Annotated in this window: 16 protein-coding genes and 1 pseudogene; 16 read left to right on the top strand and 1 reads right to left on the bottom strand. The window is 72.9% G+C overall.

All coding sequences use genetic code 11. The annotated features are described in order from the left end of the window. The first annotated feature begins 25 nt into the window (after window positions 1–25). Genes nuoE through nuoN form a run of 10 tightly spaced genes read left to right on the top strand, consistent with a single transcriptional unit; the run spans window position 26 to window position 13189 of the window. On the top strand, window positions 26–826 hold the full coding sequence (gene nuoE, locus LIX60_RS13055; protein ID WP_227962750.1) for an NADH-quinone oxidoreductase subunit NuoE: 801 nt from the start codon (window positions 26–28) through the stop codon (window positions 824–826). Then, a complete protein-coding gene (gene nuoF, locus LIX60_RS13050; protein WP_227958571.1) occupies window positions 823–2208 on the top strand; it encodes an NADH-quinone oxidoreductase subunit NuoF in 1386 nt (461 codons plus the stop codon). The genes nuoE and nuoF overlap by 4 nt, the downstream gene beginning before the upstream one ends. Next, on the top strand, window positions 2205–4814 hold the full coding sequence (locus LIX60_RS13045; RefSeq protein ID WP_227958570.1) for an NADH-quinone oxidoreductase subunit G: 2610 nt from the start codon (window positions 2205–2207) through the stop codon (window positions 4812–4814). The genes nuoF and LIX60_RS13045 overlap by 4 nt, the downstream gene beginning before the upstream one ends. Beyond that, a complete protein-coding gene (nuoH, locus tag LIX60_RS13040; RefSeq protein ID WP_227958569.1) occupies window positions 4811–6226 on the top strand; it encodes an NADH-quinone oxidoreductase subunit NuoH in 1416 nt (471 codons plus the stop codon). The genes LIX60_RS13045 and nuoH overlap by 4 nt, the downstream gene beginning before the upstream one ends. Then, window positions 6216–6827, top strand: coding sequence for an NADH-quinone oxidoreductase subunit NuoI (gene nuoI, locus LIX60_RS13035; RefSeq protein WP_039820562.1), 612 nt, complete (start codon window positions 6216–6218; stop codon window positions 6825–6827). The genes nuoH and nuoI overlap by 11 nt, the downstream gene beginning before the upstream one ends. Continuing rightward, the gene (locus tag LIX60_RS13030; protein WP_227958568.1) at window positions 6824–7645 is read left to right on the top strand and encodes an NADH-quinone oxidoreductase subunit J; all 822 of its coding nucleotides are present in this window, start codon (window positions 6824–6826) and stop codon (window positions 7643–7645) included. The genes nuoI and LIX60_RS13030 overlap by 4 nt, the downstream gene beginning before the upstream one ends. Next, complete coding sequence (gene nuoK, locus LIX60_RS13025; protein ID WP_019707766.1) at window positions 7642–7941, top strand: NADH-quinone oxidoreductase subunit NuoK; 300 nt, start codon at window positions 7642–7644, stop codon at window positions 7939–7941. The genes LIX60_RS13030 and nuoK overlap by 4 nt, the downstream gene beginning before the upstream one ends. Before the next feature lie 12 nt (window positions 7942–7953). Further along, complete coding sequence (gene nuoL / locus LIX60_RS13020) at window positions 7954–9894, top strand: NADH-quinone oxidoreductase subunit L (protein WP_227958567.1); 1941 nt, start codon at window positions 7954–7956, stop codon at window positions 9892–9894. Between the two features lie 2 nt (window positions 9895–9896). Further along, on the top strand, window positions 9897–11540 hold the full coding sequence (locus LIX60_RS13015) for an NADH-quinone oxidoreductase subunit M (protein ID WP_227958566.1): 1644 nt from the start codon (window positions 9897–9899) through the stop codon (window positions 11538–11540). Beyond that, window positions 11537–13189, top strand: coding sequence for an NADH-quinone oxidoreductase subunit NuoN (nuoN, locus tag LIX60_RS13010; RefSeq protein WP_227958565.1), 1653 nt, complete (start codon window positions 11537–11539; stop codon window positions 13187–13189). Before LIX60_RS13015 ends, nuoN begins: the two co-directional genes overlap by 4 nt. Window positions 13190–13342: 153 nt before the next feature. Here nuoN and fahA read toward each other — a convergent pair whose 3' ends face one another. Then, the gene (fahA, locus tag LIX60_RS13005) at window positions 13343–14566 is read right to left on the bottom strand and encodes a fumarylacetoacetase (protein WP_227958564.1); all 1224 of its coding nucleotides are present in this window, start codon (window positions 14564–14566) and stop codon (window positions 13343–13345) included. Window positions 14567–14851: 285 nt separating this feature from the next. On the opposite strand from fahA, the pseudogene LIX60_RS13000 reads away from it, so the two are divergent. The 6 genes and pseudogenes from LIX60_RS13000 to LIX60_RS12975 all read left to right on the top strand — a co-directional run. Next, window positions 14852–16072, top strand: a pseudogene (locus LIX60_RS13000) (ATP-grasp domain-containing protein); the annotation flags it as partial. 472 nt (window positions 16073–16544) lie between these two features. After that, window positions 16545–17738: an FAD-dependent oxidoreductase gene (locus LIX60_RS12995; RefSeq protein WP_227958563.1), complete on the top strand. Its 1194-nt coding sequence runs from the start codon at window positions 16545–16547 to the stop codon at window positions 17736–17738. A gap of 274 nt (window positions 17739–18012) precedes the next feature. Next, window positions 18013–19023: a polyprenyl synthetase family protein gene (locus tag LIX60_RS12990; RefSeq protein ID WP_227958562.1), complete on the top strand. Its 1011-nt coding sequence runs from the start codon at window positions 18013–18015 to the stop codon at window positions 19021–19023. A gap of 332 nt (window positions 19024–19355) precedes the next feature. Further along, a complete protein-coding gene (locus LIX60_RS12985) occupies window positions 19356–20723 on the top strand; it encodes a DUF2092 domain-containing protein (protein ID WP_227958561.1) in 1368 nt (455 codons plus the stop codon). A 155-nt stretch (window positions 20724–20878) separates the two neighbouring features. Continuing rightward, on the top strand, window positions 20879–22018 hold the full coding sequence (locus LIX60_RS12980; protein ID WP_227958560.1) for an ABC transporter ATP-binding protein: 1140 nt from the start codon (window positions 20879–20881) through the stop codon (window positions 22016–22018). Continuing rightward, window positions 22005–22991 (top strand): ABC transporter permease, encoded by a 987-nt coding sequence (locus LIX60_RS12975; RefSeq protein ID WP_227958559.1) that lies wholly within the window; start codon window positions 22005–22007, stop codon window positions 22989–22991. The genes LIX60_RS12980 and LIX60_RS12975 overlap by 14 nt, the downstream gene beginning before the upstream one ends. The last annotated feature ends 64 nt before the right edge of the window (window positions 22992–23055 follow it).

Raw genomic sequence — 23055 nt, 5'->3', positions numbered from 1 at the left:
CGAGGTGGCGCTCGGCATCCCCGAGATGCCCGCCCCCGACTACCCCGCCGAGGTCCGCACCCGGCTGGAGACGGACGCCGCGGAGGTGATCTCCCGCTACCCGGACAGCCGTTCCGCGCTGCTGCCGCTGCTGCACCTCGTGCAGTCCGAGGAGGGGTACGTCACCCGCACCGGCATCAAGTTCTGTGCCGAGATGCTCGGGCTGACCACGGCCGAGGTCACCGCCGTCTCGACCTTCTACACCATGTACCGCCGCAAGTCCTCCGGCGACTACCAGGTCGGCGTCTGCACCAACACGCTCTGCGCGGTCATGGGCGGCGACCAGATCTTCGACGAGCTCAAGGAGCACCTGGCCGTCGGCAACCAGGAGACCACCGAGGACGGCAAGGTCACCCTGGAGCACATCGAGTGCAACGCCGCCTGCGACTACGCGCCCGTCGTGATGGTCAACTGGGAGTTCTTCGACAACCAGACCCCGGACAGCGCCAAGGCCCTCGTCGACGACCTGCGGGCCGGCCGCGAGGTCGCGCCCACCCGCGGCGCCAAGCTCTGCGACTTCAAGGCGACCGCCCGCATCCTGGCCGGCTTCCCCGACGAGCGGCCCGGCGCGGTCGCGGAGAGCGGCGGCGCCGGCCCGGCCTCGCTGGCCGGACTCCGGCTGGCCAAGGGCGAACCGGAACCCGGCCGCCCCGGGCCGTCCCGCGGCGCGGCACCCACCGGTGAGGAGCGGGACACCCACCCCAGCTCCCACGACGCCCCGCAGAAGACCGCCGCGTCCGACCCGGCCAACCCGGCCGGACCGGTGTCCGAGGAGGGGGAACGATGACCGGGTCCGCCCGCACCGACGAGAACGGGAACGGGAACGGAGACGGGATGGGCCACGAGAAGCTCCTCTCCCCGGTGCTCTCCGCGTTCTGGGACGACCCCGAGTCCTGGACGCTGGAGACCTACCGCCGCCACGAGGGCTACGAAGGGCTGCGCAAGGCCCTCGCCATGGACCCCGACGACGTCATCGCCTACGTCAAGGAGGCCGGCCTCCGCGGCCGCGGCGGCGCCGGCTTCCCCACCGGGATGAAGTGGCAGTTCATCCCGCAGGGCGACGGCAAGCCCCACTACCTCGTCGTCAACGCCGACGAGTCGGAGCCCGGCACCTGCAAGGACATCCCGCTCCTCTTCGCCAACCCGCACTCCCTCATCGAGGGCATCGTGATCGCCTGCCACGCGATCCGCTCCAGCCATGCCTTCATCTATCTGCGCGGCGAGACGGTCCCCGTCCTGCGCCGGCTCCACGAGGCGGTGCGCGAGGCGTACGCGGCGGGCATCCTCGGCCCGGACGCCCTCGGCAGCGGCAAGAACCTCGACATCACCGTGCACGCCGGCGCCGGCGCGTACATCTGCGGTGAGGAGACGGCGCTGCTGGACTCCCTGGAGGGCCGCCGCGGCCAGCCCCGGCTGCGGCCCCCGTTCCCCGCGGTCGCCGGCCTCTACGCCTGCCCCACCGTGGTGAACAACGTCGAGTCCATCGCCTCCGTGCCCGCCATCTTCGCCCGCGGCAAGGAGTGGTTCCGCTCGATGGGCAGCGAGAAGTCCCCGGGCTTCACGCTCTACTCGCTCTCCGGGCACGTGGCCCGCCCCGGCCAGTACGAGGCCCCGCTGGGCATCACCCTGCGCCAGCTCCTCGACATGAGCGGCGGGATGCGCCCCGGCCACCGGCTGAAGTTCTGGACCCCCGGCGGCTCCTCCACCCCGCTCCTCACCGACGAGCACCTTGACGTCCCCCTCGACTACGAGGGCGTCGGCGCCGCCGGCTCCATGCTCGGCACCAAGGCGCTCCAGTGCTTCGACGAGACCACCTGCGTGGTCCGCGCCGTCACCCGCTGGACCGAGTTCTACGCCCACGAGTCCTGCGGCAAGTGCACCCCCTGCCGCGAGGGCACCTACTGGCTCGTCCAGCTCATGCGGGACATCGAGGCCGGCAAGGGCAGGATCTCCGACCTCGACAAGCTGAACGACATCGCCGACAACATCAACGGCAAGGCGTTCTGCGCGCTCGGGGACGGCGCCGCCAGCCCGATCTTCTCCTCGCTCCAGTACTTCCGCGAGGAGTACGAGCAGCACATCACCGGCCGGGGCTGCCCCTTCGACCCCGCCCGCTCCACCCTCTGGGCCGACGGCCCCTCGACCTCTCACCTGGAGGTGAACGCATGACCGTCACCGCCGCAGCGTCCAACAGCGGCTCCACCGGATCCTCCGGGAGCGGTGAGGCGGCCGTGCCGCCGGAGGACCTCGTCACGCTCACCATCGACGGCATCACGACCAGCGTCCCCAAGGGCACGCTCGTCATCCGCGCCGCCGAGGAACTGGGCATCGAGATCCCGCGGTTCTGCGACCACCCCCTTCTCGATCCGGTCGGTGCCTGCCGCCAGTGCCTGGTCGAGGTCGAGGGCCAGCGCAAGCCCATGGCCTCCTGCACGATCACCTGTACGGACGGGATGGTGGTGAAGACTCAGCTCACCTCACCCGTCGCCGAGAAGAGCCAGCGCGGGATGATGGAGTTCCTCCTCATCAACCACCCGCTGGACTGCCCCGTCTGCGACAAGGGCGGCGAGTGCCCGCTGCAGAACCAGGCGATGAGCACCGGCCAGGCCGACACCCGCTTCGACGGGCAGAAGCGGACGTACGACAAGCCCGTCCCGATCTCCACCCAGGTGCTGCTGGACCGCGAGCGCTGCGTCCTCTGCGCCCGCTGCACCCGCTTCTCCAAGGAGATCGCCGGCGACCCGATGATCGAACTGCTGGAGCGCGGCGCGCTCCAGCAGATCGGCACCGGCGAGGACGTCCCGTTCCAGTCCTACTTCTCCGGCAACACCATCCAGATCTGCCCGGTCGGCGCACTCACCTCGGCCGCGTACCGCTTCCGCTCCCGCCCGTTCGACCTGATCTCCTCGCCCAGCGTCTGCGAGCACTGCGCGGGCGGCTGCGCGACCCGCACCGACCACCGGCGCGGCAAGGTCATGCGGCGCCTCGCGGGCCACGACCCGGAGGTCAACGAGGAGTGGCTGTGCGACAAGGGCCGCTTCGCCTTCCGCTACGCCCAGCGGCCGGAGCGGCTCACCACTCCGCTGGTGCGCAGCGCCGAGAGCGGTGAACTGGAGCCGGCGAGCTGGCCGGAGGCCCTGGAGGCGGCGGCCCGCGGGCTCGCCGCCGCCCGCGGCCGCACCGGTGTGCTGACCGGCGGCCGGCTCACGGCCGAGGACGCCTACGCGTACGCCAAGTTCGCACGGATCGCCCTCGACACCAACGACATCGACTTCCGCGCCCGCGTCCACAGCGCCGAGGAGGCCGACTTCCTGGCCTCCCGGATCGCGGGACGCGGCACGGACCTCGACGGCACCGGTGTCACCTACACCGCGCTGGAGAAGGCGCCCGCCGTCCTGCTGGCCGGCTTCGAGTCCGAGGAGGAGGCCCCCGGGGTCTTCCTGCGGCTCCGCAAGGCCATGCGCAAGCACGGTCAGAAGACCTTCTCCCTGGCGCCCTACGCCACCCCGGGCCTGACCAAGGCCGGCGGCATACTGCTGCCGGCCGCGCCGGGTACCGAGGCGGAGTGGCTGGACGCCCTCGCCGGGCGGATCGGCCTGGAGGCGGACGGCGAGGCCGCCGCCGACGCGCTGCGCGCCGAGGGCGCCGTCATCGTCGTCGGCGAACGGCTGGCCGCCTCCCCGGGCGCGCTCTCCGCCGCCGTACGGGCCGCGACGGCCACCGGCGCCCGGCTGGTGTGGATTCCGCGCCGGGCCGGGGAGCGGGGCGCGGTCGAAGCCGGTGCCCTGCCCGGGCTGCTGCCCGGCGGCCGCCCGGCCACCGACCCGCGCGCCCGTGAGGAGACCGCGGCCGCCTGGGGCGTCCCCGCCGCCGGACTGCCGCACCGCCTCGGCCGGGACACCGGCGAGATCATCGAGGCCGCGACCACCGGCGGACTGGCCGCGCTGCTCGTCGGCGGCGTGGAGGTCGCGGACCTCCCGGACCCGGCGGCGGCCCGGCGGGCCCTTGACGCGGTGGGCTTCCTGGTCAGCCTGGAGCTGCGGCCGTCGGAGGTCACCGAACGGGCCGATGTGGTCCTGCCGGTCGCCGCCGTCGCGGAGAAGGCCGGCACCTTCCTCAACTGGGAGGGCCGGGCGCGCATGTTCGAGGCGTCCATCAAGCCCGACCAGATGACCCGCCGCCACGTCGTCCCCGACAGCCGCGTGCTGCACATGCTCGCGGACACCCTCGCGGACCTCGGCGCCGGTGACGGCGAGCGCTCCGCCGAGCGGTCCGCCGCCCGGCTCGCCCTGCCCGATCTGCTCGCCGTGCGCCGGGAGATGGACCGGCTCGGCGGCTGGGCCGGTGCCGTACCGGCCGGACCCGGTGACTCCGACTACGGCGGCCCGGCGGGCGGCACCACGCGGTCCGCGACCCGCCCGTCCGCGGGCGAGGCGGTCCTCGCCGGTCACCGGCTCCTGCTCGACCAGGGCGTCCTCCAGGTCGGTGACGAGGCGCTGGCCGGCACCCGGCACGAAGCGGTCGCCCGGCTCTCCGCGGCCACGGCCGCCGAGGCCGGGATCGCCGAGGGGGAGCCGCTCCGGGTCTCCGGACCGGGCGGCTCGACCGAACTGCCGCTGCGTATCACGGAGATGCCCGACCGCGTCGTCTGGCTGCCGCTGAACTCCACCGGCGGCGGCGTCCTGGCCGACACCGGGGCCCGCCCCGGTGAGGTCGTCCGGCTCTCCGCGGCCACCGCCGCGGCGGGCACCGAAGCCGAGGAGGTGCGCTCATGAGTTCCGTCACGCTGTGGGACGCGGCCGCCGAGCCGGGCGGGGCCCTGCACCTCGCGGCCGAGGACCTGTCGGTGTTCGGCGGCGATCCCTGGTGGCTCGTCGCGCTCAAGGCGGTTTTCTGCTTCGCGTTCGTGCTGCTGACCGTGCTGTTCTCCATCGTGTGGGAGCGCAAGGTCGTCGCCTGGATGCAGCGCCGCATCGGCCCCAACCGGCACGGCCCCTGGGGTCTGCTGCAGTCGCTCGCCGACGGCGCCAAGCTGATGCTGAAGGAAGACGTCATCGTCAAGCGGGCCGACAAGCTCGTCTACGTCCTGGCGCCGATCGTCGCGGCGGTCCCCGCCTTCATGGCGATCGCGGTGATCCCCTTCGGCCCGCCCGGCAACGAGGTGTCGGTCTTCGGCGAGCGCACCGCGCTGCAGCTGACCGACCTGCCGATCGCCGTGCTGTACATCCTGGCGGTGGCCTCCGTCGGCATCTACGGCATCGTGCTCGCCGGCTGGTCCTCCGGCTCGACGTACCCGCTGCTCGGCGGTATGCGCTCGGTCGCCCAGGTGATCTCCTACGAGATCGCGATGGGCCTCTCCTTCGCGGCCGTCTTCCTCTACTCCGGCTCGATGTCCACCTCGGCCATCGTCGACGCGCAGGGGGACCGCTGGTTCGCGATCCTGCTGCCGGTGTCCTTCCTCATCTACATGGTGTCGATGGTCGGTGAGGTCAACCGGGCGCCGTTCGACATGCCGGAGTCCGAGGGCGACCTCGTCGGCGGCTTCAACACCGAGTACTCGTCGATCAAGTTCGCGATGTTCATGCTCGCCGAGTACATCAACATGGTCACCGTCTCGGCGGTGGCGGTCACCCTCTTCCTCGGCGGCTGGCGCGCTCCCTGGCCGGTCAGCACCTTCTGGGAGGGCGCGAACCACGGCTGGTGGCCGATGCTCTGGTTCGTCATCAAGGTCAACCTCCTGCTGTTCGGTTTCATCTGGCTGCGCGGCACCCTCCCCCGGGTCCGCTACGACCAGCTGATGAAGCTCGGCTGGAAGGTCCTCATCCCGGTCGCGGCGGTCTGGCTGATGATGGTCGCCACCGTCCGGGCCCTGCGGAACGAGAACTACGACTTCCAGGAGATCGCGTTCTATGTGATCGGCGCCGTGCTCGTCGTGCTGCTGCTGTCCTTCGTCGCGGATCTCTTCCGCGGCCGGCAGGACGAGCCGGACGGTCCCGGCGCGGACGGCAAGGGCACCGGAGGCGAGTTCGACCCGATGGCCGGCGGCTACCCCGTACCGCCGATGCCGGGGCAGACCCTGCCCCCGGTTCCGCGCCGGCGCCCCCGTCACGAGCAGCCGCCCGTGACCGTCGCCGCCGGTTCCGACGACGCGACGACCAACGGAGAGGAGGCCGACAATGCCCGATAACCCCGTGGCCGGCTTCGGCGTGACCTTCAAGGCCATGTTCAAGAAGCGGCTGACCGAGCAGTACCCGGAGCAGAAGAAGCCGACGGCGCCCCGGTTCCACGGCCGGCATCAGCTCAACCGGCACCCGGACGGGCTGGAGAAGTGCGTCGGCTGCGAACTCTGCGCCTGGGCCTGCCCCGCCGACGCGATCTACGTCGAGGGCGCCGACAACACCGACGAGGAGCGCTACTCGCCGGGCGAGCGCTACGGCCGCGTCTACCAGATCAACTATCTGCGCTGCATCCTCTGCGGTCTCTGCGTCGAGGCGTGCCCCACCCGGGCGCTGACGATGACCAACGACTACGAGCTCGCCGACCGGACCCGCGAATCGCTCATCTACACCAAGGAGGAGCTGCTCGCGGGGCTGAAGGAGGGCATGGTCGACTCGCCGCACGCCATCTTCCCGGGCATGACCGAGCAGGACTACTACCGGGGCCTCGTCACCGAGGCCGCCCCCGGGACCGTCCAGCAGCCGGCCGTCTCCAAGGGCGAGATGCCGCAGGACGCGGCGTCCGACTTCGGCCCGGGGGAGCCCGCCTCGGAGAAGGTGGTCGAACGATGAACGCGATCGCCGCCTACTCCACCTCCACCGGGGAGGCCGTCCAGTTCTGGGTCCTGGGCACCGTGGCCGTCCTCGGGGCGCTCGGCACGGTCCTGCTGCGCCGGGCGATCCACTCCGCGCTCTGCCTCGCCGGGACCATGATCATCCTCGCGGTGTTCTACCTGGCCAACGGGGCCTACTTCCTGGGCGTCGTCCAGATCGTCGTCTACACCGGCGCGATCATGATGCTGTTCCTGTTCGTGGTGATGCTCGTCGGTGTCACCGCGGCGGACTCGCTGAAGGAGGCCCTGAAGGGCCAGCGCTGGCTGGCCGCCCTCACCGGCCTCGGCTTCGGCGTCCTGCTGATCGCCGGCATCGGCAACGCCTCGCTGAAGACCTTCGCCGGACTCGGCACGGCCAACTCCGGCGGGAACGTCCAGGGGCTGGCGGAGACCATCTTCACCAAATACGTCTTCGCCTTCGAGCTCACCGGCGCGCTGCTGATCACCGCCGCCGTCGGCGCGATGATCCTGACGCACCGCGAGCGCACCGAGCGCCTGCCCAGCCAGCGCGAACTGGCCGAGCGCCGGGTCCGCGAGGGCAAGCAGGTCCCGCCGCTGCCCGCGCCCGGTGTCTACGCCCGGCACAACGCCGTGGACATCCCCGGGCTGCTGCCGGACGGCACGCCCTCGGAGCTCACCGTCAACCCGACGCTGCGTGCCCGCGGCCAGATCCGCGACGTGTCCGGCCGGGCGCTGGCCGATCTGGCCGCTCTGGAGCAGCGCTCCGAGGTGCGCCTGGAGCGCCGGGACGCCACTTCTGAGGAGGCCGGCAAGTGAACCCGGTGAACTACGTCTATCTCGCCGCGCTGTTGTTCACCATCGGCGCCGCCGGGGTGCTGCTCCGGCGCAACGCGATCGTCGTGTTCATGTGCGTCGAGCTGATGCTCAACGCCTGCAACCTGACGCTGGTCGCCTTCTCCCGGATGCACGGCAACCTCGACGGGCAGATCATCGCCTTCTTCACGATGGTCGTCGCCGCCGCGGAGGTCGTGATCGGTCTGGCGATCATCGTGATGCTCTTCCGTACCCGCCACTCGGCCTCGGTCGATGACGCCTCTCTGATGAAGCTGTAAGGGGTCGAAGAAGTGGAGAACCTCATCGGATTGCTCGTCGCGGCGCCGCTGCTCGGCGCGGCCGTGCTGCTGTGCGGCGGCCGGCGGCTGGACCGCGCCGGGCACTGGATCGGCACGGCGCTCGCGGTGGCCTCGTTCGTCGTCGGCGCGGTGCTCTTCGCCGACATGCTGGGCCGGGACGGCGAGGACCGCGCCCTGCACCAGCGCCTGTTCAGCTGGGTGCCCGTGGAGGGCTTCCAGGCGGATGTCGCCTTCCAGCTGGACCAGCTGTCGATGACCTTCGTACTGCTGATCACCGGTGTGGGTTCGCTGATCCACATCTACTCGATCGGCTACATGGAGCACGACGAGCGGCGCCGCCGATTCTTCGGCTATCTCAACCTGTTCCTCGCGGCGATGCTGCTGCTGGTCCTGGCCGACAACTACCTGCTGCTGTACGCGGGCTGGGAGGGCGTCGGCCTGGCGTCCTACCTGCTGATCGGCTTCTGGCAGCACAAGCCGAGCGCGGCCACCGCCGCGAAAAAGGCGTTCATCGTCAACCGCGTCGGCGACGTCGGCCTGTCCATCGCGATCATGCTGATGTTCACGACCTTCGGCACCTTCGCCTTCGAGCCGGTGCTGGCCTCGGCGGGCGAGACCTCCGAGGGGATGCTGACGGCCATCGGCCTGATGCTGCTGCTGGCCGCCTGCGGCAAGTCGGCCCAGGTGCCGCTGCAGTCCTGGCTGGGCGACGCGATGGAGGGCCCGACCCCGGTCTCGGCCCTCATCCACGCCGCCACCATGGTCACCGCCGGCGTCTACCTGATCGTCCGCTCCGGCGCCATCTTCAACGGCTCGCCGGACGCCCAGCTCGTCGTCGCCATCGTCGGCGCGGTCACGCTGCTCTTCGGTGCGATCGTCGGTAGCGCGAAGGACGACATCAAGAAGGCGCTGGCCGGCTCGACGATGTCGCAGATCGGCTACATGGTGCTGGCCGCCGGACTGGGCCCGATCGGCTACGTCTTCGCGATCATGCACCTGGTCACCCACGGCTTCTTCAAGGCCGGGCTCTTCCTCGGCGCCGGTTCGGTCATGCACGGCATGAACGACGAGGTGGACATGCGGAAGTACGGGGGCCTCAGGAAGTACATGCCGGTCACCTTCGTCACCTTCGGCCTCGGCTATCTGGCGATCATCGGCTTCCCGGGCCTGTCCGGCTTCTGGTCCAAGGACAAGATCATCGAAGCCGCCTTCGCCAAGGGCGGCACCGAGGGCTGGATCCTCGGCGGCGTCGCCCTGCTGGGCGCCGCGATCACCGCGTACTACATGACCCGCGTCATGCTGCTCACCTTCTTCGGCGAGAAGCGCTGGGCCCCGACGCCCTCCCCGGACGCGCCGGACGTGGAGCCCGCCGCCGAGACCGCCGGCGACCACACGATGCCGCATCCGCACGAGTCGCCCAGGTCCATGACGATCCCCATGATCGTGCTGGCCTTCGGATCGGTCTTCGCGGGCGGGCTGTTCAGCTGGAACAGCTCCTTCCTGCACTGGCTGGAGCCGGTCACCGGACACGACCACGGCCACTCCCCGCTGAGCGCGGCGGCCGTGACCGGCGCGACCGTCGTCGTCCTGCTGCTCGGTGTGCTGGTGGCCTGGCTGCAGTACGGCCGCAAGCCCGTGCCCGTCACCGCGCCGCGCGGCTCGCTGCTCACCCGGGCCGCCCGCCGCGATCTGCTCCAGGACGACTTCAACCACGTCGCGCTGGTGAAGCCCGGCGAGTATCTGACCCGCGGTCTGGTCTACGTCGACAACAAGGGCGTGGACGGGGTCGTCAACGGCACCGCGGCGGCGGTCGGCGGACTCTCCGGCCGGATGCGGCGGATGCAGAACGGCTTCGTCCGCTCCTACGCGGTCTCGATGTTCGGCGGTACGGCGGTCCTGATCGCCGCGACCCTGCTGATGAGGGCGGTCTGATCATGTCTTCTGTTGTCAACGACGGCTTCCCGCTGCTGACGGCCGCGGCCGTGCTGCCGGCGCTGGGAGCGATCGCGACCGCGGCCGTGCCCGCCGCGAAGCGCACCGCGGCCAAGTGGACGGCGCTGCTCTTCTCGCTCGGCACCCTGGTGCTGGCGGGGATCGTGCTGGCCCGCTTCGACCCGGGCGGCGAGCGCTACCAGCTCGCCGAGTCCCGGGCCTGGATCGCCGACTTCGGCGTCCGCTACGAGCTGGGCGTGGACGGCATCGGCGCCGCCCTGATCGGGCTCACCGCGCTGCTGATGCCGTTCATCATCCTGGCGGCCTGGCGCGACGCCGACCCGGCGGCCGAGGAGAGCGGCGACGGGGCCGGCCGGCGCTGGCGCCCGGTGCAGGGCTTCTTCGCGCTGATCCTGATGGTCGAGGCGATGGTGATCATCTCCTTCGCCGCGACCGACGTCTTCCTCTTCTACATCTTCTTCGAGGCCATGCTCATCCCGATGTACTTCCTCATCGGGGGCTTCGGGGACCGGGCGCACGCCCAGAGCGACGAGGAGGCGGCCAAGCAGCGCACCTACGCGGCCGTCAAGTTCCTGCTCTACAACCTGGCGGGCGGCCTGATCATGCTCGCCGCGGTCGTCGGGCTCTACGCCGTCACCGCCGACCAGCTCGGCGAGGGCACCTTCTCGCTCCAGCAGATCACCGAGGCCCGCGCCTCCGGTGAGCTGACCATGGCGACCACCACCGAGCGGCTGCTCTTCCTGGGCTTCTTCTTCGCCTTCGCGGTGAAGGCGCCGCTGTGGCCGCTGCACACCTGGCTGCCCAACGCCATGGGCGAGTCGACGGCCCCCGTCGCCGTGCTGATCACCGCGGTGATGGACAAGGTCGGCACCTTCGCGATGCTCCGCTTCTGCCTCGGGCTCTTCCCGGAGGCCAGTGCGTGGGCGACGCCGGTGGTGCTGGTGCTGGCCCTGGTCAGCATCGTCTACGGCGCGCTGCTGGCGGTCGGCCAGCGGGACATGAAGCGGCTGATCGCCTACGCCTCGGTGTCCCACTTCGGCTTCATCATCCTGGGCATCTTCGCGATGACGAGCCAGGGCCAGAGCGGGGCGACGCTCTACATGGTCTTCCACGGGATCTCGACGGCGGTGCTGATGCTCGTCGCCGGCTTCCTGATCTCGCGCCGCGGCTCGCGGCTCATCGCCGACTTCGGCGGGGTGCAGAAGGTGGCCCCGGTGCTGGCCGGCACCTTCCTGATCGGTGGTCTGGCGACGCTGTCGCTGCCCGGGCTCGCCCCGTTCGTCAGCGAGTTCCTGGTCCTGGTCGGCACCTTCAGCCGGTATCCGGTGATCGGGATCATCGCCACCATCGGCATCGTCCTCGCCGCGATCTACGTCCTGGTGCTCTACCAGCGCACCATGACCGGGCCGGTGAAGGAGGGCGTGCTGAAGATGCCCGATCTGCGGCTGCGGGAGCTGGTGGTCGTGACGCCGCTGATCGCTCTGCTGATCTTCCTCGGCGTCTTCCCCAAGCCGCTGACGGACATCGTCAACCCGGCTGTCGAGCACACCATGTCGGACGTGCGGAAAACGGATCCGAAGCCCGACGTCGACATCCCGTCACCTGATGTGGAGGCCGCGAAGTGAGCCCCATGGCATCCGTCCACAGCCTGTGGACGATCTCGGCCGAGGCGCCGTTGAAGATCGAGGCGCCGGACATCGAGTACGCCCAGATCGCCCCGGTGCTGATCGTGCTGGGCGCGGCGGTCATCGGGATCCTGTTCGAGGCGTTCCTGCCGCGCCGGGCCCGCTACTACGCCCAGGTCGGGCTGACCGCGGTCGGCCTGGCCGCCGCCCTCGCCTCCGTGATCGGCCTGGCGGCCGGCGGGCACGGCACGGACAAGGCGCAGGTGGCGGCGATGGGCGCGCTGGCCGTCGACGGCCCGGCGCTCTTCCTCCAGGGCACGGTGCTGCTGGTGGCCCTCGTCTCCGTCCTCATCTTCGCCGAGCGGAGGCTGGACCCGGCGGCGCACGGCAAGCGGGTGGACTCCTTCGCCGCGCAGGCCGCCGCCACCCCCGGCGGGGCGGCCGAACAGGCCGCGGTGAAGGCCGGGTTCACCACCACCGAGGTGTTCCCGATGCTGCTGCTGGCGGTCACCGGCATGCTGGTGTTCCCGGCGGCCAACGACCTGCTGACGCTCTTCGTGGCCCTGGAAGTCCTCTCGCTGCCGCTGTACGTGCTGTGCGCGCTGGCCCGCCGGCAGCGGCTGCTGTCGCAGGAGGCGGCGGTCAAGTACTTCCTGCTCGGCGCCTTCTCCTCGGCGTTCCTGCTCTTCGGCATCGCGCTGCTGTACGGCTACGCGGGCACCGTCACGTACGGCGGCATCGCGCAGGTGATCTCCGGCGACCTCCAGCAGGTGGAGCCCTCCGTGGCCGCCACCATGGGCAATGACGCGCTGCTGCTGATCGGTGCCGCGCTGGTGCTGATGGGCCTGCTCTTCAAGGTCGGCGCGGTCCCGTTCCACATGTGGACCCCGGACGTCTACCAGGGCGCCCCGACCCCGGTCACCGGCTTCATGGCGGCGGCCACCAAGGTCGCGGCCTTCGGCGCGCTGCTGCGGATCCTGTACGTGGTGCTGCCCGGCCTGCGCTGGGACTGGCGGCCGGTGATGTGGGGCGTCGTCATCGTCACGATGATGGTCGGCGCGATCGTCGCGGTCACCCAGACCGATGTGAAGCGGCTGCTGGCGTACTCCTCGATCGCCCACGCCGGGTTCATCCTGGCGGGCGTCGTGGCCACCACGCCGTCCGGCATCTCCTCGGTGCTCTTCTACCTGCTGGCCTACTCCTTCGTCACGGTCGGCGCCTTCGCCGTGGTGACGCTGGTCCGCGACGCGGGCGGCGAGGCCACGCACCTGTCGAAGTGGGTCGGGCTGGGGCGGCGGTCGCCGCTGGTCGCGGCGGTCTTCGGGATCTTCCTGCTGGCCTTCGCGGGCATCCCGCTGACCTCCGGGTTCGCGGGCAAGTTCGCGGTGTTCAAGGCGGCGGCGGAGGGCGGCGCGGGCGCGCTGGTCGTGGTCGGTGTGGTCTCCTCGGCCATCGCGGCCTTCTTCTACATCCGCGTCATCGTGCTGATGTTCTTCAACGAGCCGCAGGCGGGCGGCCCGACGGTCGCCGTGCCCAGCGCGCTGACCTCGACGGCCATCGCGGTGGGCGTCGTCGTCACGCTGGTGCTCGGCATCGCGCCGCAGTACTTCCTGGACCTGGCCGGCCAGGCGGGGGTCTTCGTGCGCTGACGCACCACGGCGCGGCGCGGTTCGCCCGCGCCGCGCACCCGGCACGGCGGTGGGCCGCCGCCCCTGGAGGGCGGCGGCCCACCGGCCTGTCCGGCCGGCCGCGGCCGGGGCAGCCGGGGCAGCTGGGGCAGCCGGGGCGGCGGCCGGAGGGTGCTACGCCGGCACGATCCGGCCGGTGACCTCGCCGAGGCCGAGGCGGGTGCCCTCCGGGCCGGGGGCCCAGGCGGTGAGGGTGACCTCGTCGCCGTCCTCCAGGTAGGTGCGCTTGCCGCCGGGCAGGTCGAGCGGGTCGCGGCCGTTCCAGGTGAGCTCCAGCAGGCAGCCGCGCTGGTGCGGATCCGGGCCGCTCACCGTGCCGGAGGCGAAGAGGTCCCCGGTGCGCAGGGAGGCGCCGCCCGAGGTCAGATGGGCGAGCTGCTGGGCCGCCGTCCAGTACATGGCGGAGAACGGCGGTTCCGCGACGGTGTGGCCGTTGACGGCGACCGTGATGCGGAGGTCGAAGCCGCCGGGCTCGGCCTCCGCCGTGTCGTCGAGGTACGGCAGCGGCCGGGGGTCGCGCGGGGGCGGCGGGGTCCGGGCCGCGTCGAGGGCGTCGAGGGGGGTGACCCAGGCCGAGACGGAGGTGGCGAAGGACTTGCCGAGGAACGGTCCGAGGGGGCGGTACTCCCAGGACTGGATGTCCCGGGCGGACCAGTCGTTGAGCAGGCAGAGGCCGAAGACGTGCTCGCGGAAGGCGGAGAGCGGCACCCGCTCGCCGAGCCGTGAGGGCGCGCCGACGACGAAGCCGACCTCGGCCTCGATGTCGAGCCGCTGGGTGGGGCCGAAGACGGGCGTGTCGCCCGCGAGGCGCTGGCCGCCGGGGCGGATGACCGGGGTGCCGGAGACGACGACGGTGCCGGCCCGGCCGTGGTAACCGATCGGCAGATGCTTCCAGTTGGGGGTGAGCGGGGCTCCGTCCGGCCGGAAGATCCGCCCGACGTTGGTGGCGTGGTGCTCGCTGGAGTAGAAGTCGGCGTAGTCGGCGACCTCGAAGGGGAGGTGCAGCGTCACCTCGGTGAGCGGGTGCAGGAACGGTTCGATGGCGGGATAGCCGACCCAGGTGGCCACGCTCGCCCGGACGGCCCGCCAGGTGGGGCGTCCGGCGGCCATCAGCGGGTTGAGGGTGGGGTGGGCCAGGACGTCGGCGTGCGGGGAGCCGAGGGCGGTGGCGGCCGTGTGCACGTCCAGGACACGGTCGCCGTAGCGCACGCCGATGCGCTTGCGGCCGGGCTCGTCGGGGGTGCTGAAGACGCCGTACGGCAGGTTCTGCGGACCGTAGAGACCGTCGCCGGCGTGCGCCGCGGGTCTTGGGGGATCGAACGGATCCTGCTGGGGCATGGACACTGCCTCGCCTTCATATCGCCCGGCTCGTGCTCGGCCTCAGGTTACGGGGCGGAGGGCGCGATGTGCCGGGCCCGGGGGCCGATCGGGGGCCGGGCCGATGCGGTCCCAGGCGAAGGGGTTCCGTTGTGAAGTGAGCGGAAACGGTGCACAGAGCGTGCAATGTCAGGAAAAGGATTGCTGGAACTGGACATTCCGGCGTACGTTCCCTGGCGGGTCACGGACAGCGGGGGGCCGCTGGCCGCTGTGGCCGAGGGGGGCGGGGGAGTGGCGAGCCGAAGCATGCCCTTACGGGCCGACCGGGCCGTGCCCGGACTGATCGTCAAGATCGGGAACTACCCACTGCACCACGGCGGCGTGGGCGCCATCCGCAGTCTCGGCAGACTCGGCGTGCCGATGTACGCCCTCACGGAGGACCGCTGGACGCCCGCGGCCGTCTCCCGCTATCTGCGGCGGGCCTTCGTCCGCCCCACGACCGGCCGGGAGGAACCGGAGCGGCTGGTGGGCCAACTCCTCGACATCGGCCGGGAGATCGGCCGCCCGGCGGTCCTGGTGCCCACCGACGAGGAGGCGGCGGTGCTCATCGCGGAGCACGCCGGGCCCCTCGCCGAGCGCTTCCTCTTCCCCCGGGTCGAACCGGGGCTGCCGCGCCGGCTGGCCAGCAAGCAGGGCCTGCACGAACTCTGCACCGAGCACGGGGTGCCCTCGCCCGCCGCCGCCTTCCCCGACTCGTACGCCGACGTCGAGGAGTTCGCGGCCACGGCACGCTTCCCCGTCGTCGCCAAGAACCGGGAGGCGTTCGTCCGCCGCAGCGCCCCCGCGGTGGCCGGGACCACCCGGATCGGCGGCGCCGCCGAACTCCTGCGGCTCGCGGAGGGCTGGGGGCCGCGGCCGGGGGTGGTGCTCCAGGAGTACCTGCCGCGCGAGGAGGCGGAGGACTGGATCGTCCACGGCTACTTCGACGCCGAGGGCGACGCGCTCGCCCTCTTCACCGGCGTCAAGGTCCGCTCCTGGCCGCCGCACGCGGGCATGACCGCCAGCGCCTACGTCGTCGACAACCCGGAACTGGCCGCGCTCGCCGCGCGCTTCGTCAAACGCATCGGCTTCACCGGCGTCGTCGACCTCGATCTGCGGCACGACCGCCGTGACGGCCGCTACAAGCTGCTCGACTTCAACCCGCGGATGGGCGCCCAGTTCCGGCTCTTCGAGAACGCCGCCGGTGTCGACGTGGTCCGCGCCCTCCACCTCGACCTCACCGGCCGCCCGGTGCCCGGCGCCGCACAGCGCTCCGGGCACCGCTTCGTGGTGGAGAACATCGACCTGCCGGCCCTGCTGGCCTACCGGCGCAGCGGCTACACCACCCCGCACGCCCCGGCGCGGCCGGCCGGTACGGAGCTGGCCTGGCTGGCCCGGGACGACCTCAGGCCGTTCTTCACCATGCTCGCCCGCTTCGTCCGGCCCGGCGCCCGGCACCTGCTGCAGCGGCGGCGCGCCAAACGGCGGCGGGCGGACGAGCTGCGCGCGGAACGGCGCCGGGGTGACGCGGGGGCGGGGGCACCGGACGGTGGTCCACCGGTGGGGAGCCCGTCCGCCGGGAACCCGGCGGCCCGGCGTCCGGCCTCCCCCGGCAGCGGGCCGCGGGGCCCGGCGGTCCGGAGCACGGTGGTCCGGAGCGTGGCGGTCCGGCAGATGCGGACGGCCGCCGTCCGGGCCGTGTTCGGCCGCCGCGCCGCCGGCAGACCCCGGCGGAAAGCCGGATGACGTACCAGCAGCAAGCGGCCCCGCGGTGTCCTCCGCCGGTGCCGAGCCCCGTCGTGTCCCCGGGAGGGAATCGTCCGTGACCAGTCCCGCAGCCTCCTCCGCGCCGTCGCCGTCCGGTGAACCGTCCGGCCCGCACGGTCCGTCCGGTGCGCCGTCCGGCGCCCCGTCCGGTGCGTCCGGCCGGCCCGGTGACCGGGCGTCGTATCCCGGTCCCGTGGCCGTCATCGGGGCCGGCCCGTACGGTCTGTCGACCGCCGCCCATCTGCGGGCCCGCTCCCTTCCCGTGCGGGTCTTCGGTTCCCCGATGTCCAGTTGGCGTGAGCACATGCCCGCCGGGATGCTCCTCAAGTCCACCCCGGCCGCCTCCGCCATCGACGCGCCGCAGGCCGGGCACACCCTCACCGACTACTGCGACGCGGCGGGCATCCGCCGGCTCGTCACCGACGAGGACCTGGTCCCCGTGGAGACCTTCGCCGCCTACGGGGACTGGTTCCGGGAGCGGCTGGTGCCCCGGCTGGAGGAGGTCCGGGTGGTCTCCGTGGAGCGGCGGGCCGGGGGCCGCGGCTACGAGCTGAAGCTGGACTCCGGAGAGCAGTTCACCGCCCGGGCCGTGGTCGTCGCCACCGGCCTCAGCGGGCTGGCCCGGCTGCCCGCGGCGCTGGCCTCCGCCGTCCCCGGGGGCCCCTCGGCCACCGGCCCCGTCTCGCACAGCTCCCACCACCGGGATCTCAGCCGCTTCGCCGGGCGGTCGGTGCTGGTCGTCGGCGCCGGGCAGTCGGCGCTGGAGAACGCGGTGCTGCTGCGGGAGGCGGGGGCCGAGGTCCGGGTCGTCGCCCGCGGCCGGGGCGCCGTCGGCTTCGGCTCCCCGCCCTGGCGGCAGCCCCGCCTCCGCCCCGACTCGCCGTTCGGACGGGCCTGGTCCCTCCACGCGGTCAGCCACTACGCGGACGCCTACCGCCTCCTGCCCGCCCGCGCCCGCCACCACCTCGTGCGCCGGGTGCTCGGCCCGCTCGGCGCCTGGTGGCTGCGGGAGCGGTTCGAGGGCCGCGTCCCCGTGACGCCGATGCGCGCGATCCGGGCGCTCCGGATCGAGGACGGCCGCCCGGTCCTCGCCGTCGCCGGCCTCGACGGCGCCACCGCGGAACTCTCCGCCGACCACGTCATGGCCGCCACCGGCTACCGCGTGGACCTGGCCGCGATGGACTTCCTCGGGCCCGGCCTCCGCACCGGACTGGCCGCCGACCGCGGCTCCCCGGCCCTCCGCGCGGGCTACCGCTCCTCGCTCCCCGGCCTCTACTTCACCGGGCTGCCGGCGGCGTTCTCGTACGGGCCGGTGATGCGCTTCGTCTGCGGTACGGAGTACGCCTCGCCGCGGCTGGCGAAGGCGGTGGCCGCCGACTGCTGGTGACGGCCCGCGGGCCCCGCGGCCCGCGGGCCGGGGCCGACTGCGGGGCCCGTACGGCGTGACGAACAACACATCGGGGGCCGCCCGGCGCGGCGGAGTGCCGGAAGCGGGTGCGGGAAGGCGTCCCCAGCGGTCTTTCCCGGTGAACGGCCGCCCGCTGTGATCGTCGGGCGACCGGATACGCTGCGCGTGATGGTGATGGCCGTGACAGCGATACATCGACATTCCGCGGGTCGCACATGAGCCGCGGGGTCGTCCGCAGACAGGAGAACCCCTCGTGACCGTCGTCGGGCCCTTCGGGCTGAGCGTGCGGGACCAGGCTCTGGAAGCCGATGTCCAGGCCGGGTTGGCGGCTGTCGAGGAGGGCCTGCTGGAGGCCACCAAGAGCGGTGTGCCGTTCATCACCGAGGCCGCCCAGCACCTCGTCCGCGCCGGGGGCAAGCGGTTCCGCCCGCTGCTGGTGACGCTCGCCGCGCAGTTCGGCGACCCGCACGCGCCGGGCGTCGTGCCGTCCGCCGTCGTCGTCGAGCTGACGCATCTCGCCACGCTCTACCACGACGACGTCATGGACGAGGCCGATGTGCGCAGGGGGGTGCCCAGCGCCAACGCCAACTGGGACAACTCGGTGGCCGTCCTCACCGGCGACTTCCTCTTCGCCCGCGCCTCGCACCTGCTGGCCGACCTCGGCCCGGAGGCCGTCCGCATCCAGGCCGAGGCGTTCGAGCGGCTGGTCACCGGTCAGATCCTGGAGACCGCCGGCCCGGGCGCCGGGCGCGACCCCATCGCCCACTACCTCGACGTGATCGCCGGCAAGACCGGTTCGCTGATCGCCGTCGCCGGCCGCTTCGGCGCCATGATGGCGGGCGCCGACGAGCGGGTCGTGGACATCCTCACCCAGTACGGCGAGCGGCTCGGCACCGCCTTCCAGCTCGCGGACGACGTCCTCGACATCGCCAGCGACAGCCGCGAGTCGGGCAAGACCCCGGGCACGGACCTCCGCGAGGGCATCCCGACCCTGCCGGTGCTGCATCTGCGGGCGGCGGCCGAGCGGCACGGCCGCCCGGAGGACCGCGAGCTGTGCGCACTCCTGGACGGCGACCTCACGGACGACGCGGTGGTGACCGAGGCCCTGCGGCGGCTGCGCGAGCACCCCGCGCTGGAGCAGGCGCGCCAGGACACCGTGCGCTATGCCGAGGAGGCCCGCACCACCCTCGTCCCGCTGCCGGACGGCCCGGCGAAGGCGGCGCTGGAGAGCCTGTGCGACGCGGTGGTGCACCGGGCGGGCTGAGGCCGCGCGCCCGGCGGAACACCGCCTGGGCGGGCCCCGGCCCGGACTCCGGTGCCCGGTCCGGGAGCGGACCCGGTCACCCCTACGGGTGGCTGCGCCTCAGGTGGTACGGAACCCGGCCGGTGGAGGAGCGTTCTCCTCCCCTGGGACTACCCGAAGTTGCTGCCGTCGGCTGACGCCCCGCCCCGTTCTCTTTGATGTGATGGGAGTACGAACGCGGCGGACTCGGGAGACAATGGACCGGGTGGGCAGCGCCCCGTCCGGCCGGGAAGCCCGGACGGCGGGGCCCGAAGGTGTTACGCGAACCGCCGCCGACCACGGAGGTAGGGCACATGCCAGGAAAGCGACCGACACAGGTCACCGACGAATGGGACGGCGAGGGCGCCCCGGCGGCGCCGGCTCGCGGACTGGTGCGCTGGGGGGTGCCGGTCGCGGTGGCGGGAGTGGCGGTGGCGGGCATCGGTCTCGTACCGGCCCTCGCCAGCTCGGGCAGTCCGGATCTGCCGGAGATCACCGCGGCTGAACTCATCGAGCGCATGGCCGAGTCGGACACCGAGCGGCTGTCCGGCACCGTCAAGATCACCACCGACCTGGGTCTCCCCGCGCTGCCCGGGATGAGCGGCGGGGGCGGCGGCTTCGGCATGGGACCGGGCCACGGTGACGATTCCGCCGGGGGCCGGGGAGACGCGGGCGAGGGGAAGGGCGGTGACGAGCAGGGCTCGCCCGCCGATCCGCAGGCGAAGCTGATGGAGCTGGCGTCCGGCACGCACACCCTGCGGGTCGCGGCCGACGGCCCCGCCAAGCAGCGCCTGTCGGTCATGGACGAGGCCGCGGAGTACAGCGTCATCCGCAACGGCGAGGACCTCTGGGCGTACGACTCGGGCAGCAACTCCGCGTACCACGCGACGCTTCCGGAGCACGACGCCGACCTGCACGCCGAGCACCACGGCAAGGGCAAGGATGACGAGCACGGCAAGCACGACCTGCCGGAAGGGCCGGCGGACGCCACCCCGCGCGAGCTCGCCGAGCACGCGCTGAAGGCCGTCGACGAGACGACCACGGTCGAGGTGGACGGCACGGCCCAGGTCGCCGGCCGCGACGCGTACCAGCTCGTGATCACGCCGAAGGCCGGGGAGTCCACGGTCGAGGCGGTCCGGATCTCGGTGGACGCGGAGAACGGCGTGCCGCTGAAGTTCACGCTGACGCCCAAGAGCGGCGGCAAGGCCGCGGTCGACGTGGGCTTCACGTCCGTGGACTTCGGCAAGCCCGCGGCGGACACCTTCGCGTTCAAGCCGCCGAAGGGCGCGAAGGTCACCGAGGAGGACCTGAGCGAGCGCGCGGGCGAGCACGCCGAGCACCGGAAGAACGGCGAGCACCGTGAGGACGGCAAGCGCGGCTCCGCGGAGACGCGGGGCGACGGTCCCGCCGGGCTGAACGTCATCGGTGAGGGCTGGGCTAGCGTCGCGCAGCTCCAGGCCCCGGCCGGCAAGCGCGGCGCCGGTGCGGAGGAGCTGCCCGCCGAGGCGGAGCAGCTGCTCAACAGCTTCGGCGAGCGGGTCAGCGGCGACTTCGGCACCGGCCGGGTCTTCAGCACCCGGCTCGTCAACGTCCTGCTGACGGACGACGGCGGGGTCTACGCGGGCGCGGTCGACAAGGCCGCGCTGGTGAAGGCCGCCGAGAAGGCCGAGAAGGCGGAGTAGGGACGCACGGTCCCGGCACCGCCGGCGCTGCCCGTCCGGATCCCGGGCGGGCAGCGCGCCGTTGACCGGGTACGAGGCGCCGGGCCGGGGCCGCCCGTCGTCCCGTACGTCCCCCGGCCGTGCGCCGGACGCAGCCGCAGCCGGACAGGAGAACGATGAAGCGACCGCCCGCCGCCGAGACCGGGACCGGGACCGGGACCGGGACCGGGACCGGGACCGTCAGCCAGGACGGAACCGGGGCCGGAACGGCCACCCCGCCCGCCGCCGAGAACGCCGCCGTGACGGCCGCCCGGCCCGCGGCCGCCGGAGCCGCCGCCGAGGACACGGGCGGAGCCGCCGCCGGGAGCGTCATCGTGACCCGCGGTCTCACCAAGCGGTTCCGCGGCGGGCAGCTCGCCGTGGACGGGCTCGACCTCACCGTGCCCGCCGGCTCGGTCTTCGGTTTCCTCGGGCCCAACGGCTCCGGCAAGACCACCACCATCCGGATGCTGATGGGCCTGATCCGGCCCACCTCCGGCAGCGCCCGTGTCCTCGGCGCCCCCATGCCGGGGGCCGCGCGCCGGGTGCTGCCCCAGGTCGGCGCGCTGATCGAGGGCCCCGCCCTGTACGGCTTCCTCTCCGGCCGGGACAACCTCCGGCGTCTCGACGCCGCCGACCCGGACGCCGACCCCCGCACCCGCGGCGCCCGGATCGCCGCGGCGCTGGAGCGGGTCGGGCTGGCCGCCGCCGGGAGCAAGAAGGCGCGGGCCTACTCCCTCGGCATGAAGCAGCGTCTCGGCCTGGCCGCGGCGCTGCTGCGGCCGCGCCGGCTGCTCGTTCTCGACGAGCCGACCAACGGCCTGGACCCGCAGGGTATGCGGGAGATCCGGGCCCTGGTGCGGGAGGTGGCGGACGGCGGCACCACGGTCTTCCTCTCCTCCCACCTCCTGGACGAGATCGAGCAGGTGTGCACCCATGCCGCGGTGATGGCCCGCGGACGGCTGGTGGTGCAGGGCCCCGTCGCCGAACTGGCGGCCGGGGCGCGCGGCCGGCTCTCCGTCACCACACCGGACACGGCGGACGCGGCCCGGGTGCTCCGGGAGCACGGGGTGACGAACCTGGTGGTGACCGGCGGCAGGGTGACGGGCGAGCCCCCGGCCGGACCGCCGGGCACGGCCGGGGCGTTCGACCCGGCGGACCTCAACGCCGCACTCGTCCGGGACGGCGTGCGGGTCCGGGGCTTCGGGCTCGAACGGGCTTCGCTGGAGGACGCGTTCGTGGCACTGACGGGGGAGGGCTTCGATGTCGCGGGCTGAGGGCACCGGGCGGGACGAGCGGACCGGACCGGCCGGACCGGCGGCCCGCGCCACCCCGGGGCCACGGGGTGCCGCCCCCGCCGCGCCCGGTCCGTCCGCGGCGGACGGCTCGCTGCGCCGCACCCGGCCCAGCCCGCTGTGGGCTCTCGGGCTCTTCCGCAGTGAGCTGGTGACGGTCTTCCGCCGCTGGCGGACGCTCGCCCTGCTCGGGGTGCTCGCCGCCGTGCCGCTGCTGATCGGGATCGCGGTGCGGATCGAGACCGGCGACGGCGGTTCGGTCGGCGGCGGCAACGGGGGCGGCGGTCCGGCGTTCATCGCGCAGATCACCAACAACGGCCTCTTCCTGGTCTTCACCGGCCTGGCGGCCACGCTCCCGCTCTTCCTCCCGATGGCCGTCGGCGTCGTCGCGGGGGACGCGATCGCGGGCGAGGCGAACGCCGGCACGCTGCGCTATCTGCTCGTGGCCCCGGCCGGCCGGACCCGGCTGCTGCTCGCCAAGTTCACCGCCGTCCTGGCCTTCTGCCTGGTCGCCACGGTGACGGTGGCCGTCTCGGCGCTCGTGGTGGGGGCGCTGTTGTTCCCGGTCGGTGAGGTCACGCTGATCTCGGGGACGACCGTCTCCCTGGGCGAGGGCCTGCTGCGCGCACTGGCCGTGGCGGTCGCCGTCGCCGCGTCGCTGACCGGGATCGCGGCGCTGGGCCTGTTCGTCTCGACCCTCACCAACAGCGGCATCGCGGCGATGGCGGCCACGGTGGGCCTGCTGATCACCGTCCAGATCGTCAACACCATCCCGCAGCTCGACGCGGTGCACCCCTACCTCTTCCCGCACTACTGGCTCAGCTTCGCGGATCTCCTCCGCGCCCCCGTGTACTGGGAGGACCTGCTGCGGAACCTGGGCCTTCAGGCCCTGTACGCGGCGGTCTTCGGCTCCGTAGCTTGGGCACGCTTCTCGAACCGGGACATCACGGTGTAGCGGCGGCCGCCGTGGCCGCCGTCCGCCGGGGTCCCGGACGGCCGGACGCCGGGCCGCTGCGACA

This window comes from Streptomyces sp. S07_1.15 (assembly GCF_020739505.1).
In the GTDB taxonomy this organism is placed as follows: Bacteria; Actinomycetota; Actinomycetes; order Streptomycetales; family Streptomycetaceae; genus Streptomyces; species Streptomyces xinghaiensis.
The sequence above is the reverse complement of the archived record's forward strand: the minus strand, read 5'-3'. Positions and strand labels throughout refer to the sequence as shown.

What these genes read in the sequence shown, in the direction of transcription:
- nuoE (WP_227962750.1), top strand. Translation starts at nt 26, where the DNA reads ATGCCCGCCCCCGACTACCCCGCCGAGGTCCGCACCCGGCTGGAGACG.
- nuoF (WP_227958571.1), top strand. Translation starts at nt 823, where the DNA reads ATGACCGGGTCCGCCCGCACCGACGAGAACGGGAACGGGAACGGAGAC.
- LIX60_RS13045 (WP_227958570.1), top strand. Translation starts at nt 2,205, where the DNA reads ATGACCGTCACCGCCGCAGCGTCCAACAGCGGCTCCACCGGATCCTCC.
- nuoH (WP_227958569.1), top strand. Translation starts at nt 4,811, where the DNA reads ATGAGTTCCGTCACGCTGTGGGACGCGGCCGCCGAGCCGGGCGGGGCC.
- nuoI (WP_039820562.1), top strand. Translation starts at nt 6,216, where the DNA reads ATGCCCGATAACCCCGTGGCCGGCTTCGGCGTGACCTTCAAGGCCATG.
- LIX60_RS13030 (WP_227958568.1), top strand. Translation starts at nt 6,824, where the DNA reads ATGAACGCGATCGCCGCCTACTCCACCTCCACCGGGGAGGCCGTCCAG.
- LIX60_RS13015 (WP_227958566.1), top strand. Translation starts at nt 9,897, where the DNA reads ATGTCTTCTGTTGTCAACGACGGCTTCCCGCTGCTGACGGCCGCGGCC.
- fahA (WP_227958564.1), bottom strand. Translation starts at nt 14,566, where the DNA reads ATGCCCCAGCAGGATCCGTTCGATCCCCCAAGACCCGCGGCGCACGCC.
- LIX60_RS12985 (WP_227958561.1), top strand. Translation starts at nt 19,356, where the DNA reads ATGCCAGGAAAGCGACCGACACAGGTCACCGACGAATGGGACGGCGAG.
- LIX60_RS12980 (WP_227958560.1), top strand. Translation starts at nt 20,879, where the DNA reads ATGAAGCGACCGCCCGCCGCCGAGACCGGGACCGGGACCGGGACCGGG.
- LIX60_RS12975 (WP_227958559.1), top strand. Translation starts at nt 22,005, where the DNA reads ATGTCGCGGGCTGAGGGCACCGGGCGGGACGAGCGGACCGGACCGGCC.